Source organism: Xanthomonas bonasiae, from assembly GCF_017163705.1.
GTDB lineage: Bacteria > Pseudomonadota > Gammaproteobacteria > Xanthomonadales > Xanthomonadaceae > Xanthomonas_A > Xanthomonas_A bonasiae.
The window spans coordinates 86,376-100,967 of the sequence record NZ_JAFIWB010000013.1; the positions used below are offsets into that span (position 1 = coordinate 86,376).

13 protein-coding genes are annotated in these 14,592 nt (G+C 68.2%); 9 read left to right on the top strand and 4 right to left on the bottom strand.

Going from position 1 to position 14,592, the window contains the following annotated elements; all coding sequences use genetic code 11:
- Positions 1 to 166 precede the first annotated feature (166 nt).
- The gene (locus JR064_RS12835; protein ID WP_206229955.1) at positions 167 to 742 is read right to left on the bottom strand and encodes a ferritin-like domain-containing protein; all 576 of its coding nucleotides are present in this window, start codon (positions 740 to 742) and stop codon (positions 167 to 169) included.
- Positions 743 to 778: 36 nt separating this feature from the next.
- The gene (locus tag JR064_RS12840) at positions 779 to 1,279 is read right to left on the bottom strand and encodes a peroxiredoxin (RefSeq protein ID WP_206229956.1); all 501 of its coding nucleotides are present in this window, start codon (positions 1,277 to 1,279) and stop codon (positions 779 to 781) included.
- 170 nt (positions 1,280 to 1,449) lie between these two features.
- Between JR064_RS12840 and JR064_RS12845 the strand changes: the two genes are divergently transcribed.
- Both JR064_RS12845 and JR064_RS12850 read left to right on the top strand, forming a co-directional pair.
- Positions 1,450 to 1,917: an Hsp20/alpha crystallin family protein gene (locus tag JR064_RS12845; protein ID WP_179570700.1), complete on the top strand. Its 468-nt coding sequence runs from the start codon at positions 1,450 to 1,452 to the stop codon at positions 1,915 to 1,917.
- A gap of 136 nt (positions 1,918 to 2,053) precedes the next feature.
- Entirely contained in the window at positions 2,054 to 2,944 is an 891-nt protein-coding gene (locus JR064_RS12850; RefSeq protein ID WP_179570701.1) for a DnaJ C-terminal domain-containing protein, read from the top strand.
- Positions 2,945 to 3,175: 231 nt separating this feature from the next.
- On the opposite strand, the gene pilH is transcribed toward JR064_RS12850, so the two are convergent.
- Together pilH and JR064_RS12860 are read right to left on the bottom strand one after the other, a co-directional pair.
- Positions 3,176 to 3,559: a twitching motility response regulator PilH gene (pilH, locus tag JR064_RS12855; protein ID WP_145701440.1), complete on the bottom strand. Its 384-nt coding sequence runs from the start codon at positions 3,557 to 3,559 to the stop codon at positions 3,176 to 3,178.
- An 82-nt stretch (positions 3,560 to 3,641) separates the two neighbouring features.
- On the bottom strand, positions 3,642 to 4,646 hold the full coding sequence (locus tag JR064_RS12860) for an acrylyl-CoA reductase family protein (RefSeq protein ID WP_206229957.1): 1,005 nt from the start codon (positions 4,644 to 4,646) through the stop codon (positions 3,642 to 3,644).
- 143 nt (positions 4,647 to 4,789) lie between these two features.
- On the opposite strand from JR064_RS12860, the gene hflK reads away from it, so the two are divergent.
- The 7 genes from hflK (at position 4,790) to JR064_RS12895 (ending at position 14,578) form a co-directional block, all read left to right on the top strand.
- Entirely contained in the window at positions 4,790 to 5,941 is a 1,152-nt protein-coding gene (gene hflK, locus JR064_RS12865) for an FtsH protease activity modulator HflK (RefSeq protein ID WP_206229958.1), read from the top strand.
- Positions 5,938 to 6,801, top strand: coding sequence for a protease modulator HflC (gene hflC, locus JR064_RS12870; RefSeq protein WP_179570704.1), 864 nt, complete (start codon positions 5,938 to 5,940; stop codon positions 6,799 to 6,801). The genes hflK and hflC overlap by 4 nt, the downstream gene beginning before the upstream one ends.
- 274 nt (positions 6,802 to 7,075) lie before the next feature.
- Positions 7,076 to 7,261, top strand: coding sequence for a DUF2065 domain-containing protein (locus JR064_RS12875; protein ID WP_206229959.1), 186 nt, complete (start codon positions 7,076 to 7,078; stop codon positions 7,259 to 7,261).
- Between the two features lie 266 nt (positions 7,262 to 7,527).
- The gene (locus JR064_RS12880) at positions 7,528 to 8,820 is read left to right on the top strand and encodes an adenylosuccinate synthase (protein WP_179570706.1); all 1,293 of its coding nucleotides are present in this window, start codon (positions 7,528 to 7,530) and stop codon (positions 8,818 to 8,820) included.
- A gap of 237 nt (positions 8,821 to 9,057) precedes the next feature.
- The gene (locus JR064_RS12885; RefSeq protein ID WP_206229960.1) at positions 9,058 to 10,284 is read left to right on the top strand and encodes a DUF1444 domain-containing protein; all 1,227 of its coding nucleotides are present in this window, start codon (positions 9,058 to 9,060) and stop codon (positions 10,282 to 10,284) included.
- Between the two features lie 134 nt (positions 10,285 to 10,418).
- A complete protein-coding gene (locus JR064_RS12890; protein ID WP_206229961.1) occupies positions 10,419 to 13,088 on the top strand; it encodes a M1 family metallopeptidase in 2,670 nt (889 codons plus the stop codon).
- Between the two features lie 563 nt (positions 13,089 to 13,651).
- The gene (locus tag JR064_RS12895; protein WP_241093027.1) at positions 13,652 to 14,578 is read left to right on the top strand and encodes a hypothetical protein; all 927 of its coding nucleotides are present in this window, start codon (positions 13,652 to 13,654) and stop codon (positions 14,576 to 14,578) included.
- Positions 14,579 to 14,592: the final 14 nt, after the last annotated feature.

Sequence of the window (14,592 nt, forward strand, 5' to 3'; positions counted from 1 at the left end):
TTTCGAGCGGGGAGGGCGCCCGAAGAGGCGGGGCGCTCGGCGCGTCGCGCGGACGCACGATCCTGTTCCGGCCGCGCCGCGCGTTACCGGCCAATCCCACCGCGGTTGCCGCGAAAAAAACGCCCGGCAGTGCCGGGCGCTGATGTCATGCATGCGACTGGTCGGATTACTTCCCGATCCAGCCTTCCAGCATGTCGGAGAACTCGTCGGCATGCTCTTCTTCCTGGGCCAGGATGTGCTCCAGGATGCGCTTGGTGGTGGTGTCCTTGTCGCCGATGAAATTGATCATCTCGCGGTAGCTGTCGATGGCGATGCGCTCGGCGATCAGGTTTTCCTTGACCATGTCGCGCAGGTCTTCGCCTTCCTTGTATTCGGCATGCGAGCGCGCGGTCAGCGTGTCGGGATTGAGGTCCGGCTCGCCGCCCAACTGCACGATGCGTTCGGCCAGCTTGTGCGCGTGTTCCTGTTCCTGCTGCGCATGCTCCAGGAACTCGGCCTTGACCGAGTCGGCGATCATGCCCGAGGCCATGAAGTAGTGGCGGTAGTAGCGCAGCACGCACACGTACTCGGTGGCGAGCGCATCGTTGAGCAGCTTGATCACCGCCTCGCGGTCGGCGCTGTAGCTCTTGGTGATCGCGCCGTCCTCGATGCTCTGGCGTGCATTGGCGCGCAGCGTGGCGGTATCGGTGAGGCCGGCGGTGTGCTGCAGCGGCTTGGCGTCGTTGGCTGGCTTGTTGGACATGGCTGGCCGGTTCCTGTGTGGTGGGTGAAAGAAAGATTAGGTGGGGAGATGCTGCGGGTCGGCAAGGTGCTGCAGCACGTAGTCGGCAGCGGAGACCTTGAATTCGCCCGGGGCCTCGACGAACAGCGCGCGCACCACGCCGTCCTCGGCGTACAGCGCGAAGCGCCGCGCCCGCACGCCCATGCCGTAGCTGCTGGCGTCCATTTCCAGGCCCAGCGCCTTGGCCAGTGCGCCGTTGCCGTCGGACAGCATCTGCAGGCCGTCGGGCACCAGCTGGCTCTTGCCCCAGGCCTGCATCACGAACGGGTCGTTGACCGCCATGCAGTACACCTCGATGCCGCGCTTGCGGAATTCCTCGAAGTGCTCGACATAGCCGGGCAGGTGCTTCTCCGAGCAGGTCGGGGTGAACGCGCCGGGCACCGCGAACAGCAGCACGCGGTGGCCGTCGAACAGACTGCGGGTGTCCACCTGCTCCACGCCCTCGCGGATGCGTTGCAGGACCACTTCGGGAATGCGTTCGCCGGGCTGGATGGGCATGTCGGGCTCCTTGGATGAATCGAGTCTAGAAATCGGGATGGGAAGGCAGCGTCAAGGCCCCTTGAAAAGCGCAGGGCCATTCCTATCTGGCAGGCATGGCGGCGGGCCTGGCCCGCCGCCGCGAACCACCCGTCAGGGTTTATCCCATTCACGTTGCAGGAGACTACGAGATGAGCATCGTCCGTTATCGCCCGTTGCCGGCCCAGGCCGCCTTCCAGAACGAGATCAAGCAGGTGTTCGACCGCTTCTTCGACCCCAACGGCGGCACCGACGAGTCGGCCGTCGTCACCGCGCAGTGGGTGCCGCGCGTGGACATCAAGGAGGAAGCCGAGCGTTTCGTGCTGTACGCCGACCTGCCCGGCATCGACCCGGCCGAGATCGAGGTGTCGATGGACAAGGGCATCCTGTCGATCAAGGGCGAGCGCAAGAGCGAGTCCACCGCCGACAGCGAGCGCTTCTCGCGCATCGAGCGCCGCTACGGCAGCTTCCACCGCCGCTTCGCGCTGCCCGACAGCGCCGATCCCGACAACATTTCCGCCACCGGCTACCATGGGGTGCTGGAAGTGCGCATCCCCAAGCGCCCGGCGAGCACGCCGCGCCGGATCCAGGTCGACACCGGGGCCACGATCGTGCAGTAAGCGCCCGCCCGCGCCGGCGACGCCGCGGCGTCGCCGCGCCTTCGCGGCCGGCCAGTAGAATGGCCGGGCGATGGTGCGCAGCATGCAACCGGCCCGTTGCCGCAAGGCGGCGGGCCGACTCTTTTTGAGGTGATGGATGGAATTCAAGGATTACTACGCGACCCTGGGCGTGGAGCCCAGCGCGGGCGACGCCGAGATCAAGACCGCCTACCGGCGGCTGGCGCGCAAGTACCATCCCGACGTCAGCAAGGAGGCCGGCGCCGAGGACAAGTTCAAGGCCATCAACGAGGCCTACGAGGCGCTGCGCGATCCGCCCAAGCGCGCCGCCTACGACCAGCTGCGCGCGCAGGGCTACCGGCCCGGCGAAGAGTTCCAGGCCCCGCCCAACTACGGTGGCGCGCAGGGCTACGACTTCGAGGAAGTGTTCGGCAACGGCGGCGCCGGCGGCGGCTTCAGCGATTTCTTCGAGAGCCTGTTCGCGCGCCAGCAGCGCGCGCGCCAGGGCGGTGCCGGCCCCGGTCCCGGCCCGGGCGCGGCGCCGCGCGGCGACACCCGCGCCAAGCTGGCGGTGCCGCTGGAGGCGGTGTATGCCGGCGACAGCGTGCGCATCACCATCAACGGCAAGCAGCTGGACGTGCGCGTGCCCAAGGGCGTGCGCCCCGGCCAGGTGATCCGGCTGAGCGGGCAGGGCAACGGCGGCAGCAACCTGCTGCTGGAGATCGAATACGCCGCGCACCCGCAGTTCGAGGTGGACGGGCTCAACATCCTGTACACCCTGCCGGTGACGCCGTGGCAGGCGGCGCTGGGCACCAGCATCAGCGTGCCGACCCTGGGCGGTGCGGTGGAGCTGAAGATCCCGCCGGAGTCCGACGCCGGGCGCAAGCTGCGCCTGCGCGGCCGCGGCCTGCCGGGCACGCCGGCGGGCGACCAGATCGTGGAACTGGAAGTGCTGGCACCGGCGCCGGAGACCGAGGCGCAGCGCAAGGCCTATCGCAGTCTGGCCAAGGCGTTCGGCGAGGCAGTGTGAAGCCGGGATTCGGGATTCGGCATTGGGGATTCGAGTTTCCCAGGCCTGCCGCAGCTTGTGCTTTCCTGTAGGAGGGGCTTCAGCCCCGGCGCGTTACCGGTAAGGCGTCGGGGCTGAAGCCCCCCCCTACAAAAAGCGCGGGGCGAGAGCGCATGCCGGCCTCGGCTGCATCCCAATCCCTAATCCCGGCCTTCCACAGCCGAATGGCTGGTCATCCCCAATCCCGGCTCCTCAGCCCTTCGGCGGATCCTCGCCGCTGAACACCCGCTCGATCACCTCGGACAGCTCGTCCTCGGAGAACGGCTTGGTGATATAGGCGCGGGCGCCCTGGCGCATGCCCCACATGCGGTCGGTGTCCTGGTCCTTGGTGGTGACCAGGATCACCGGGATGTTCTGCGTGCTCGGCTCGCGGCGCAGCGTGCGGGTGGCCTGGAAACCGTTGAGGTTGGGCATCACCACGTCCATCAGCACCAGGTCCGGCAGCGCCGCCTTGGCCGCTTCCACGCCGGCCGCACCGTCGGTGGCGGTGAGCGTTTCGTGGCCCAGCTTCTCCACGATGCGCTGGATGCCGAGCAACTGCGACGGCGAATCGTCGACGATCAGGATGCGTGCCATGTGTTTCCCCCTTGGAGCCACGAGTGTAGTGGCAGCGGCGCGCACCCGGAAAGCGGTGCGCGTCACAAACCCCCGGGCACGTCTACGCCGCCGGATCCAGCCGCACCACGGTGCGCCCGAACGACTGCCCGGCGAGCATCGTCGCGAACACTTCGGGCAGGCCGGACAGGTCCACTTCGCGGGTGCAGATCGCGTCCAGGTGGCGCGGTTTCCAGTCGCTGCCCAGGTGCTGCCAGATCAGGTCGCGCAGGTCGCGCGCGGTGCCGGCCGAGCCGATCCCCAGCAGCGACACGCCGCGCAGGATGAACGGCATCACCGTCATGTCCAGCTCCGGGGTCGCCGCCAGCCCGGCGCTGGCGACGTTGCCGTACGGGGCCGTCTGCGCCAGCAGGCTGGTCAGCATCGCCCCGCCGACGTTGTCCAGGCCGCCGCCGAAGCGCACCGACTCCAGCGGGCGCTTGGTCTGCAGCGCGTCGCGGCCCAGCACCTGGCTGGCGCCCAGCGCCTTCAGGTGCTCGGCGCGGTCGGCCTTGCCGCTGACCGCATGCACTTCGAAGCCGGCGCGGCTGAAGATGTCGATCGCCAGCGAGCCGACCCCGCCGGTGGCGCCGGTCACGCACAGCGGGCCGTGGTCCGGGGTCTGCCGGTTGTCGAGCAGGCGCAGCAGCGCCAGCGCCGCGGTGAAGCCGGCGGTGCCCAGCACCATACTCTCGCGCAGGCTCAGCCCGGCCGGCAGCGGCACCACCCACTTGGCCTCCAGCCGCGCGTACTGGCTGTAGCCGCCGTCGCGGGTCTCGCTGAGGCCGCAGCCGGTGACCAGCACCGCATCGCCTTCCTTGAAGCCCGGATCGCTGGAGGCGACCACGTGCCCGGCCACGTCGATGCCGCCGACCAGCGGGAACCGGCGCAGGATCTTGCCCTGGCCGGTGCCGGCCAGCGCGTCCTTGAAATTCACCGACGACCAGGCGCCGCGGATCACCACTTCGCCGGGACTGAGCTGGTCCAGCTCCACCGGTTCGACCGCGGCGCGGTAGCCGGCATCGTCCTGGTGGATGCGGAAGGCGGGGAAGCTGGCGGGGAGCGACATGGCGAAAACCTTGGTCGGCGCGAAGGAATGCACCAAGATAGCCCTTTCGAAACGTCGGATCTGCCCCATCTTGTAGAATCGGCGACTCACTTACGGTGACCGGCGCGGACCGACGCGCCGCCACCTACCTTCTTGGAGCATGCATGGCCTGGAATACACCCGGCGGCAAGGGCGGAGATGGCCCGGACAATAACGGGCGCAATCCCTGGAAGCCTCGTGGCGGCAATGGTGGCGGCAAGTGGGGCGGGTTGCCCGGTCCGTTGAAGGACCTGTTCGGCGGCGACGGCGCCAACATCGGCCGCTGGGTGCTGGCGGCGGTGGTGCTGCTGCTGCTGTTCAGTTGCTTCCAGCTGATCGGCGAGCAGCAGCGCGGCGTGGTGCTGCGCTTCGGCCAGTTCTCGCGGATCCTGCAGCCGGGCCCGAACTTCAAGCTGCCGTGGCCGATCGAATCGGTGCGCAAGGTCAACGCCACCGAGATCAAGACCTTCAGCAACCAGGTGCCGGTGCTGACCCGCGACGAGAACATCGTCAGCGTCTCGCTCAACGTGCAGTACCGCATCGACGACCCGCGCATGTACGTGTTCGGCTCGCGCAACGCCGACCAGGTGCTGGAGCAGGCGGCGCAGAGCGCGGTGCGCGAACAGGTCGGCCGCGCCGACCTCAACGTGGTGCTGAACAACCGCGGGCCGATGGCCACCGCCGCGCGCGACCGCCTGCAGGCCGCGCTCAGCGCCTACCGCACCGGCCTGATCGTGACCGGGCTGACCCTGCCCGACGCGCGCCCGCCGGAAGAAGTGAAGCCGGCCTTCGACGAGGTCAACGGCGCCCAGCAGGTCAAGGAGCGGCTGATCAACGAGGCCCAGGCCTATGCCGCCAAGATGGTGCCGGAAGCCCGCGGCCAGGCCGCGCGCACCCGCACCGTCGCCGAGGGCTACAAGGAAGCGTCGATCGCCCGCGCGCAAGGCGATGCCGAGCGCTTCACCCTGCTGCAGCAGCAGTACCAGAACGCGCCGGACGTCACCCGCAAGCGGCTGTGGCTGGAGACGGTGCAGAAGGTGCTGTCGGAGAACCGCAAGGTCATCGGCGGCGACGGCCGCCAGCTGATCTACGTGCCGATGCCGGCCGACGGCGGCAAGAGCGGCGCCAGCGCCGCGCCGGCGCCGTCCGCCAGCGGCGGCATGCCGACGCTGCCGCAGGAAGTCCTGATGCCGTCGCTGTCCAGCAGCCCGGCCGAGAGTATCCGCAGTCCGGAGCGCACGCCGCGCCCGAACGGCCGTGAGGAGGTGCAGCCATGAGAATTTCCCTGTGGGCGGGCGTTGCGGTCGTGGCGCTGTTCGCGCTGCTGAGCTCGGTGTTCGTGGTGCGCGAAGACCAGACCGCGATGGTGCTGAACCTGGGCCGCGTGGCCCGCGCCGACCTCAAGCCGGGCCTGCACTTCAAGCTGCCGCTGGTGGAATCCACGCGCGTGTTCGATCGCCGCTTCCAGGTGCTGGACACGCCGCCGGCGCGCTACTTCACCGCCGAGCAGAAGGACGTCAGCGTCGACTTCTTCGCCATCGGCTACATCTCAGACGTGCGCGCCTTCTACCGCGCCACCGGCGGCGACGAGAAGGTAGCCAACGCGCGCCTGGCGCCGATCATCATCGATTCGCTGCGCAACCAGATCAACGCGCGCACCTTGCAACAGCTGGTGTCCGGCGACCGCAGCGAACTGATCGCGCAGCAGCTGAGCGCGATCAACGCCGCCGGCAAGACCCTGGGCATGCAGATCACCGACCTGCGCATCAAGCAGATCGACCTGCCGACCGACAGCCAGGTGATCACCGACGTGTACGAGCGCATGCGCGCGCAGCGCAAGCAGGAAGCCAGCAAGCTGCGCGCCGAAGGCGAAGAGCAGGCGCTGACCATCCGGGCCCAGGCCGACCGCGAGAGCACCGTGCTGGTCGCCGAGGCCGAGCGCGACGCGCAGAAGCTGCGCGGCGAAGGCGATGCCGAGGCCGCCAGCATCTATGGCAAGGCCGGCTCCGCCGACCCGTCGTTCTACGCGTTCTACCGCAGCCTGGAGGCCTATCGCGGCGCCATGGCCGACGGCAACGCGGTGATCGTGCTGGACAAGAACGATCCGTTCCTGCAGTACCTGAAGAGCGAGCGCTGATCGAGCCGGGATTGGGGATTCGGGATTCGGGATTCGTAAAAGCGGGTCCCGGTTCCTGACGACGTACGGGTTGCCGGTCGCATACGGCCTAGCGGTCCGGCGCTTGGAACATTCTCAATTCGAATAGTCCCAGTCTGCGGACTGTTGTGGGAGCGACTTCAGTCGCGACGGGCCTTCCCGGTAAAGCCCGTCGCGACTGAAGTCGCTCCCACAGGTTTCAGTGCGGTGCCCCAGTCCCGGCGCGGCGCGCCTCCCCCTTGCCCGAGCGACCCCCATGCACGATCTGATCGCCGCGGTGTGCCTGGTCGTCATCTTCGAGGGCCTGGTCCTGCTGGTGGCGCCGGAGGCCTGGAAGCGGCTGGTGCAGCAGATGCTGGCCATGCCGGCCGCGCAGTTGCGCATCGCCGGCGGCGTGGCCCTGGCGGTGGGGCTGCTGGCCTTGCTGTGGGTCCGCGCCTGATCCGCATCCGGTTCGCTCCAGCCGGGTACGTCGCTGAACGCGGCCGCGGAAGGGGTGGTGACCGCCACCCAAAACCCGGATAATGCACAAAAGCCGGCCGGGCCCGCTCCACACGAGCGCCTCGACCGGCTTTTTCCGTGTAAGGGCCTGCCGCCGCCTGGACGCTCCCCGATGGAGCGGCCGTACCGGCGCCGGCAAGACCCATGCATGGCCACCACATCCGTGCGGCCCCGATGGCTGCGCAGCAAACCAGGAGTTACCCAGCCATGGGTCAGTCAGTTGTCGTGCTCGGCGCCCAGTGGGGCGATGAAGGCAAAGGCAAGATCGTCGATCTGCTCACCGAGGAAATCGGGGCCGTCGTGCGCTTCCAGGGCGGCCACAACGCCGGCCACACCCTCGTCATCAACGGCAAGAAGACCGTCCTGCACCTGATCCCGTCGGGCATCCTGCGCGAAGACGCGCTGTGCCTGATCGGCAACGGCGTGGTGATCTCCCCGGCCGCCCTGATCAAGGAAATCAGCGAGCTGGAGGAGGCGGGCGTGGAAGTGCGTTCGCGCCTGAAGATCTCCCCGGCCGCGCCGCTGATCATGCCGTACCACATCGCCCTGGATCAGGCCCGCGAGAAGGCCGCCGGCGGCAAGGCCATCGGCACCACTGGCCGCGGCATCGGCCCGGCATACGAAGACAAGGTGGCGCGCCGCGGCATCCGCATCGCCGACCTGCATTACCCGCCGCAGCTGGAAGAACTGCTGCGCACCGCGCTGGACTACCACAACTTCGTGCTGACCAAGTACCTGGGCGTGGAAGCGGTCGATTTCCAGAAGACCTTCGACGAGGCCCTGGCCTTCGGCGAGTACGTGCAGCCGATGAAGTACGACGTGGCCGGCATCCTTCACGAGCTGCGCAAGCAGGGCAAGCGGGTGCTGTTCGAAGGCGCGCAGGGCGCACTGCTCGACATCGACCACGGCACCTATCCGTACGTCACCAGCTCCAACACCACCGTCGGCGGCGCGCTGGCCGGCACCGGCGTCGGCGCCGATGCGATCGACTACGTGCTCGGCATCGCCAAGGCCTACGCCACCCGCGTCGGCGGCGGCCCGTTCCCGACCGAACTGGACGACGAAGTCGGCCAGGGCATCCGCGACCGCGGCGCCGAGTACGGCGCCTCCACCGGCCGCCCGCGCCGCTGCGGCTGGATGGACATCGTCGCGCTCAAGCGCGCCGTCGCCATCAACGGCATCTCCGGCCTGTGCATCACCAAGCTCGACGTGCTCGACGGCATGGAGAAGCTGAAGATCTGCATCGCCTACGAATACCGCGGCAAGCGCACCGAATACGCGCCGCTGGACGCGCAGGGCTGGGAAGAGTGCACCCCGGTGTACCTGGAGTTCCCCGGCTGGACCGAGAACACCCACGGCATCACCGTGTGGGACGAACTGCCGCCCGCCGCCCGCGCCTACCTGCGCGCGCTGGAGGAACTGGCCGGCTGTCCGATCTCCATCGTCTCCACCGGCCCGGACCGCGACCACACGATGGTGCTGCAGGATCCGTTCGCCTGATCCGGCGTCCCGGCGCATGCCGGGACTTGAGGTGCAGAGAGGCCCCGCAAGGGGCCTTTCTTGCGTCTGTGTGTCGAGCTGCAGGAGAGGCATTCCACATTCCGGAACAAGGAATGCGGCCGAGACGCGCCCTGCTCCGGCGGGGCTTTCTTGCCGGTGAAGCCTGGTGGCCGCTGCAGCTGTGCTAGCGTTCTGCGCGCAACAAGCATGACGCCACTTCACCAAGGAAGACCGCTGATGCTCACAGCCCTGTTCGACAAGCTGTTCAATCGCAAACCCAGTCCTGATGCGTTCGCCACGTTGTTCGAGGGCGCGTTGCGTGCGCAGGGCTACCGGGAGGAGCTAACGTACCGGCCGGACGAATTCCGCCTTGTCGCGCCACGCGGGCGCATCATCAATCTGCACAACGCCTACCACGACTACACCACCGCCGATCGCCAGCGCCGCGCCGAGGTGCTGCGCAGCTATGCCGCGGCGTTCGTGGAGGAGGGCGGCGAAGACAACCAGATCGAGACGTTGGAGCAGGCGCGGCCGATGCTGATGCCCGTCGTGCGCCATCGCGCCATGTTCGAGGAAATGCGCCTGGAGCATATCCGCGCGCATGGCTGGGAGAAGCCGTTCACGACCGTCTGGCGCGAACTGAGCGAGGACTGCGTCGAGTTGCTGGCGATCGACCGCCCCGATTCGACCTCGACCCTGCTCGCTGGGCCGAAGGACGCATGGGGCATCACCTTCGAGCAAGCCCTGGCCATCGCCCACGACAACCTGCGCGACGCCACGCCGGACCGTTTCGTCGAGGTCGCCCCAGGCATCTTCCAGGGCGCCTGGCACGACGCCTACGACACCAGCCGCGTGGTGCTGCCCGACGTGCTGCAGCGCGTCCCGGTCAAGGGGCGGCCGGTGTTCATGCTGCCCACCCGCGATTGCCTGCTGGTAGTGGGCGACCGCGACGAAACCGCGATGGCGGGCATGCTGGAACTGAGCCTGGACGCGGCCGCGAACGGCCGCTGCATCTCCTCGCTGGCCTTCGCCTACGACGACGCGCGCCGGATCGTGCCGTTCGCGCTGCCGCAGCCCGAGCACCGGCGCCGCCAGGCCGATCTGCAGCGCATGATGGATGCGCCGGCCTATTCCCTGCAGAAGGAACTGCTGGAAAAGATCCACGAAGCGAACCAGACCGACATCTTCGTCGCCTCCTACCGCGTGTTCGAGGAGAACGACGGCAGCGGCCGGCAGTTCTCGCTGGCGACCTGGACCCGCGATGTCGACACCTCCTTGCCCAAGGCAGATCGCATCGCCTTCGTCGTGCCGAAGGACGAGGGCGACGCGGACATGGTGGTCGCGGACTGGGACAAGGCCGTCGCGGTGGTCGCCGAACTGATGGAGCAGGAACCGGATTTCTATCCGCCGCGCTTTCGCGTGCGTGACTTTCCCAGCGAGGCGCAACTCAGGCAGCTGGCGTGACCTAGCCGCTGCCCTCTTGTGGGCAGGGTGGGGTCTGGAGGCGCGAGCTGATTGCCCGCTGTCTGCGTTGCAGGCGGCCGCGTCGAACGCGCCGTGCCGTCTGTATCCTGCGCCGGCCCCTTCGAAGAGCCCCCATGCGCCAGATCCTCACGACCGCCATCGCCCTGGCCCTGGCCAGCGTCTCGCCGTGCACGTTCGCCCAGCCGGAACGTCCTGCACCCAGCGTCGCCGCCGCGCCGGCCGCCGTGGTCACCACACAATTGCCACGCACTGCCAGGCCGCGCCATTACGCGCTGGAGATCACCCCGCACGCCGACACGATGACGTTCGACGGCAAGGTCCGCATCGCGCTCGACGTGCTGCAGCCCACCGACCGCATCGTGCTGCAGGCGGCCGACCTGCGCTTCGGCCGCAGCACCCTGACCGGCGGCAAGGCCAAGGCGGCTCTGGTGGCCAAGGTCGCCACCGACGCCGACGCGCAGACCGCCAGCTTCGTGTTCGACCAGCCGCTGGCGCCGGGCAGCTACGTGCTGTCCATCGATTACAGCGGCGTCATCAACACCCAGGCCAACGGCCTGTTCGCGCTGGACTACGCCACCGCGCACGGCCAGCGCCGCGCGCTGTACACGCAGTTCGAGAACTCCGACGCGCGCCGCTTCCTGCCGTCCTGGGACGAACCCGATTTCAAGGCCACCTTCGACCTGACGGTGAACGCACCGGCCGCGCAGATGGTGGTCGGCAACATGCCCGTGGCCACCACCACCGACCTCGGCCATGGCTTAAAGCGCGTCGCGTTCCAGACCACGCCGAAGATGTCCACCTACCTGCTGTTCCTGGGCGTGGGCGAGTTCGAGCGCACCGCGCTCAAGGGCGACAACGGCACCGAGATCGGCGTGATCGCCCAGCAGGGCAAGGCCGATCAGGCGCGCTTCGCGCTGGAGTCCGGCCGCGACGTGCTGCGCGAATACAACGACTACTTCGGCGTGCGCTATCCGCTGCCCAAGCTGGACAACATCGCCGCGCCCGGCGGCAGCCAGTTCTTCAGCGCCATGGAGAACTGGGGCGCCATCTTCACCTTCGAACATTCCCTGCTGCTGGACCCGGCGGTGTCGGACGTGACCGATCGGCAGCGCGTGTTCACCACCGCCGCGCACGAGATCGCGCACCAATGGTTCGGCGATCTGGTGACCATGGCCTGGTGGGACGACCTGTGGCTCAACGAAGGCTTCGCCACCTGGCTGGAAGGCCGCACCACCGCCAAGCTGCACCCGGAATGGGATATCGACAAGACTGGCCCGGCCTACGTCAGCCGCGCCGCCATGGGCAGCGATGCCTACGCCACCACCCACCCGGTGGTGCAGAAAGTGGCCACCGTCGAACAGGCCAGCCAGGCCTTCGACGGCATCACCTACGAAAAGGGCTCGGCGGTGATCGGCATGCTCGAGGATTACGTCGGCGCCGACGCATGGCGCGACGGCGTGCGCCGCTACATCGCCAAGCGCGCCTACGGCAACGCCGTCACCGGCGACCTGTGGCAGGAAATCGACGCCGCCGCGCCGGGCAAGCAGTTCCTGCAGGTGGCGCACGACTTCACCCTGCAGCCGGGCGTGCCGCTGATCAAGGTCGCCGCCAGTTGCAACGCCGGCACCACCGTCGTGCGCCTGGAGCAGGGCGAATACACCCTCGACCGCCCCGACAAACAACCGTTGCGCTGGCACGTGCCGGTGGCGGTGCGCAGCGGTGACAAAGACGTGCGCGTGCTGGTGGACGGCAGCGCGCAACTGCAACTGCCCGGCTGCGCCGCCCCGGTGCTGGTCAACGCCGGGCAGAAGGGCTACTACCGCACGCTGTACGCGCCCGCGCAGTTCAAGGCGCTGACCGCCGGCTTCGCCACGCTGCCGGTGGTGGACCAGCTCGGCGTGCTGCTGGATACCAGCGCACTGGCCACTGTCGGCCTGCAGCCGCAAGCGGACCTGCTCGGCCTGGCCGACACCGTGCCGGTGGGCGCGGCGTCGGACCTGTGGATGACTGTGTCCGAGGTCTATGCCGGCATCGACGACATGTTCAAGAGCGATCCCAAGACGCAGGCGGCCTGGCGCCGCTACGCGCTGTCGCGGCTGGCGCCGGAATTCGCCACGCTGGGTTGGGACGGCCGCCAAGGCGATTCCGCCCAGGTCCAGCAACTGCGTGCGCACCTGATCGACACGCTCGGCGACATGGGCGACGCCACCGTGATCGCCGAAGCGCGCCGCCGTTTCGCCGCGTTCCAGGCCGACCCGACCGCCTTGTCGCCGGAACTGCGCTACAGCGTGCTGGGCATCGTCGCGCGCAATGCAGACGCCGCCACCTGGGAGGCGCTGCACCGGATGGCGCAGAAGGAGACGTCCTCGATGATCCGCGACCAGGACTACCTGCTGCTGGCCGCCGCCAAGGACACCACCCTCGCGCAACGCGCCCTGGACATGGCGCTGACCGACGAGCCCGGCGCCACCAACAGCGCCTCCATGATCACGACGGTGGCGGGCGAGCACCCGGACCTGGCCTTCGATTTCGCCGTGGCCCACCGCGACCAGGTGGACACCCTGATCGACACCACCTCGCGCGCCCGCTACTACCCGCGCCTGGGCGCCGGCTCCGTCGACCTGAAGATGGTCGACAAGATCCAGGCGTATGCGCAGCGCTACCTCGCCGCGACCTCGCGCCGGGATGCGGACGCGGCCATCGCCGACATCCGCACGCGGGTGAAGCTGCGTGCGCAGCGGGTGCCGCAGATCGAGGCGTGGTTGGTGGGGCGGAAGGGGTGAGGGTGGGCAGTTGCTGGTTGAGTGGGGCTGGCTGCCGCCAGGGAGCCTTTCCCTGGCCCAGGCAAGCCTGCGCTGATACCCAAATTGGGTAATGACCAACCCATTCTGGGTAACAAGGTCACCGCCGTTACTACAAGGCCCAGCCCTCGCATGTGCTCTATCGCCCGTCATCGGGTCTGGCCGGTGTCTTGCTCTCCCGTACGAAGCAATGCGTGCTGGCCGTGCTGTACGGCAGCCGCAAAATGGCGTCGGGGGCGTAAGCCGATCGCCGCCACGGGCGGGGGCTCCTGTGCGGTGCAGTAGGATCCCGCCAAGCTGGCCGATGCCGGCCTGCTTGCCATACAGGGCAAGGCCAAGCAGGGGCGCTGCTAGGCAAACCGCGCTAGTCCGTGCGCGATGCGCATTTCGTCTACAACTGCTCTTGCAATGCGGTCTTTTCCCGACCCATAGTGCGCCAAGGTACGCGCCGTTCAGCGTGACAGGGCCACGTGCCAGGGCAGTGGTCTTGCTCGCCACAAGCCCAGTCGTTTTGCTTCGGTGCTGCGTACACACGGAGGAAGTACATGCGTCGCGTTGGCTCCAGTGGATTTTTTGCAGGGACGCTGTTGCTGGTCACCATGGGCTGCACCCAAGAGAGCGCGCGTTCGACAACGGCGCCTGTGCCGCCTCCGCCGGCCTCTGCTGCAGCCGAGGACCGTTACCCGGCCGTGCCGGCGTCCTCGCCGCAGCCGTGGACGCGTTTCGTTCTGGAGCGGGCCATGGGCGCAACGTGTTCGACGCGGGCGCAACGCAACTCTTCTGGTCGCAGCGTCCTCTTGCCGGCCGACGAGTGCCTCGGGCCGGCGCCGCGTCCGTTGGCCAAGGTCGTGCTGTCGCTCGCGCCAACCGACCTGGCCGAAAGCGAGGAGGAGCGGCTCAAGGCGTTGGACGACGCGGCATATGTTGCTTCGCCCGGTTTGGGCAAACGTCCGGATTTCATGTTGGCCACCGAAACGTTCTGGGTGCGTTCGTTCGAGGCGCCCGATCCGCGCGATACCGTCTATCTGGTGCAGGGCGTGGCGTGCACGGCGCATGCGCTGGAGTGCCAGGGCGGCACTGGAGTGCGCGCATTCCGCTTCGCTGCAAATGGCAAGCTGGCTGACGTCAGCGACCAGGTTCTTCCTGCCGCGCCCACCTTGAGCGAGGCAGAGATCCGCCGCTACGACCCCTATGCGGAACCGGTTCCGCTGCTAGATACGTCGCGCCTGTGGGCGGTTCCCGTCCTGCGCTGGGTGATCGAATTGGATCCTGATGCGCCGCTGGCCGACGATCCCCGTTACTACAACGATTGGGCCTATGTGCATTTCGGCTTCCTGGTGTGGAAAGGCCGACGGTTCGAGTTGACCGACAAGGTCGACCGCTTGCACTGGCCGTGTCGTCCGGTCCCTGAAGGTGAGCCGGAATGTTCCGGCTCACTGGACAAGATGGGCGATCGGTTCGTTACCCCTTAGTCGATGCATGGAGA

What these genes read in the sequence shown, in the direction of transcription:
- JR064_RS12880 (WP_179570706.1), top strand. Translation starts at nt 7,528, where the DNA reads ATGGGTCAGTCAGTTGTCGTGCTCGGCGCCCAGTGGGGCGATGAAGGC.
- JR064_RS12835 (WP_206229955.1), bottom strand. Translation starts at nt 742, where the DNA reads ATGTCCAACAAGCCAGCCAACGACGCCAAGCCGCTGCAGCACACCGCC.
- JR064_RS12845 (WP_179570700.1), top strand. Translation starts at nt 1,450, where the DNA reads ATGAGCATCGTCCGTTATCGCCCGTTGCCGGCCCAGGCCGCCTTCCAG.
- hflK (WP_206229958.1), top strand. Translation starts at nt 4,790, where the DNA reads ATGGCCTGGAATACACCCGGCGGCAAGGGCGGAGATGGCCCGGACAAT.
- JR064_RS12840 (WP_206229956.1), bottom strand. Translation starts at nt 1,279, where the DNA reads ATGCCCATCCAGCCCGGCGAACGCATTCCCGAAGTGGTCCTGCAACGC.
- JR064_RS12890 (WP_206229961.1), top strand. Translation starts at nt 10,419, where the DNA reads ATGCGCCAGATCCTCACGACCGCCATCGCCCTGGCCCTGGCCAGCGTC.
- JR064_RS12885 (WP_206229960.1), top strand. Translation starts at nt 9,058, where the DNA reads ATGCTCACAGCCCTGTTCGACAAGCTGTTCAATCGCAAACCCAGTCCT.
- hflC (WP_179570704.1), top strand. Translation starts at nt 5,938, where the DNA reads ATGAGAATTTCCCTGTGGGCGGGCGTTGCGGTCGTGGCGCTGTTCGCG.
- JR064_RS12895 (WP_241093027.1), top strand. Translation starts at nt 13,652, where the DNA reads ATGCGTCGCGTTGGCTCCAGTGGATTTTTTGCAGGGACGCTGTTGCTG.
- JR064_RS12860 (WP_206229957.1), bottom strand. Translation starts at nt 4,646, where the DNA reads ATGTCGCTCCCCGCCAGCTTCCCCGCCTTCCGCATCCACCAGGACGAT.
- JR064_RS12875 (WP_206229959.1), top strand. Translation starts at nt 7,076, where the DNA reads ATGCACGATCTGATCGCCGCGGTGTGCCTGGTCGTCATCTTCGAGGGC.
- JR064_RS12850 (WP_179570701.1), top strand. Translation starts at nt 2,054, where the DNA reads ATGGAATTCAAGGATTACTACGCGACCCTGGGCGTGGAGCCCAGCGCG.
- pilH (WP_145701440.1), bottom strand. Translation starts at nt 3,559, where the DNA reads ATGGCACGCATCCTGATCGTCGACGATTCGCCGTCGCAGTTGCTCGGC.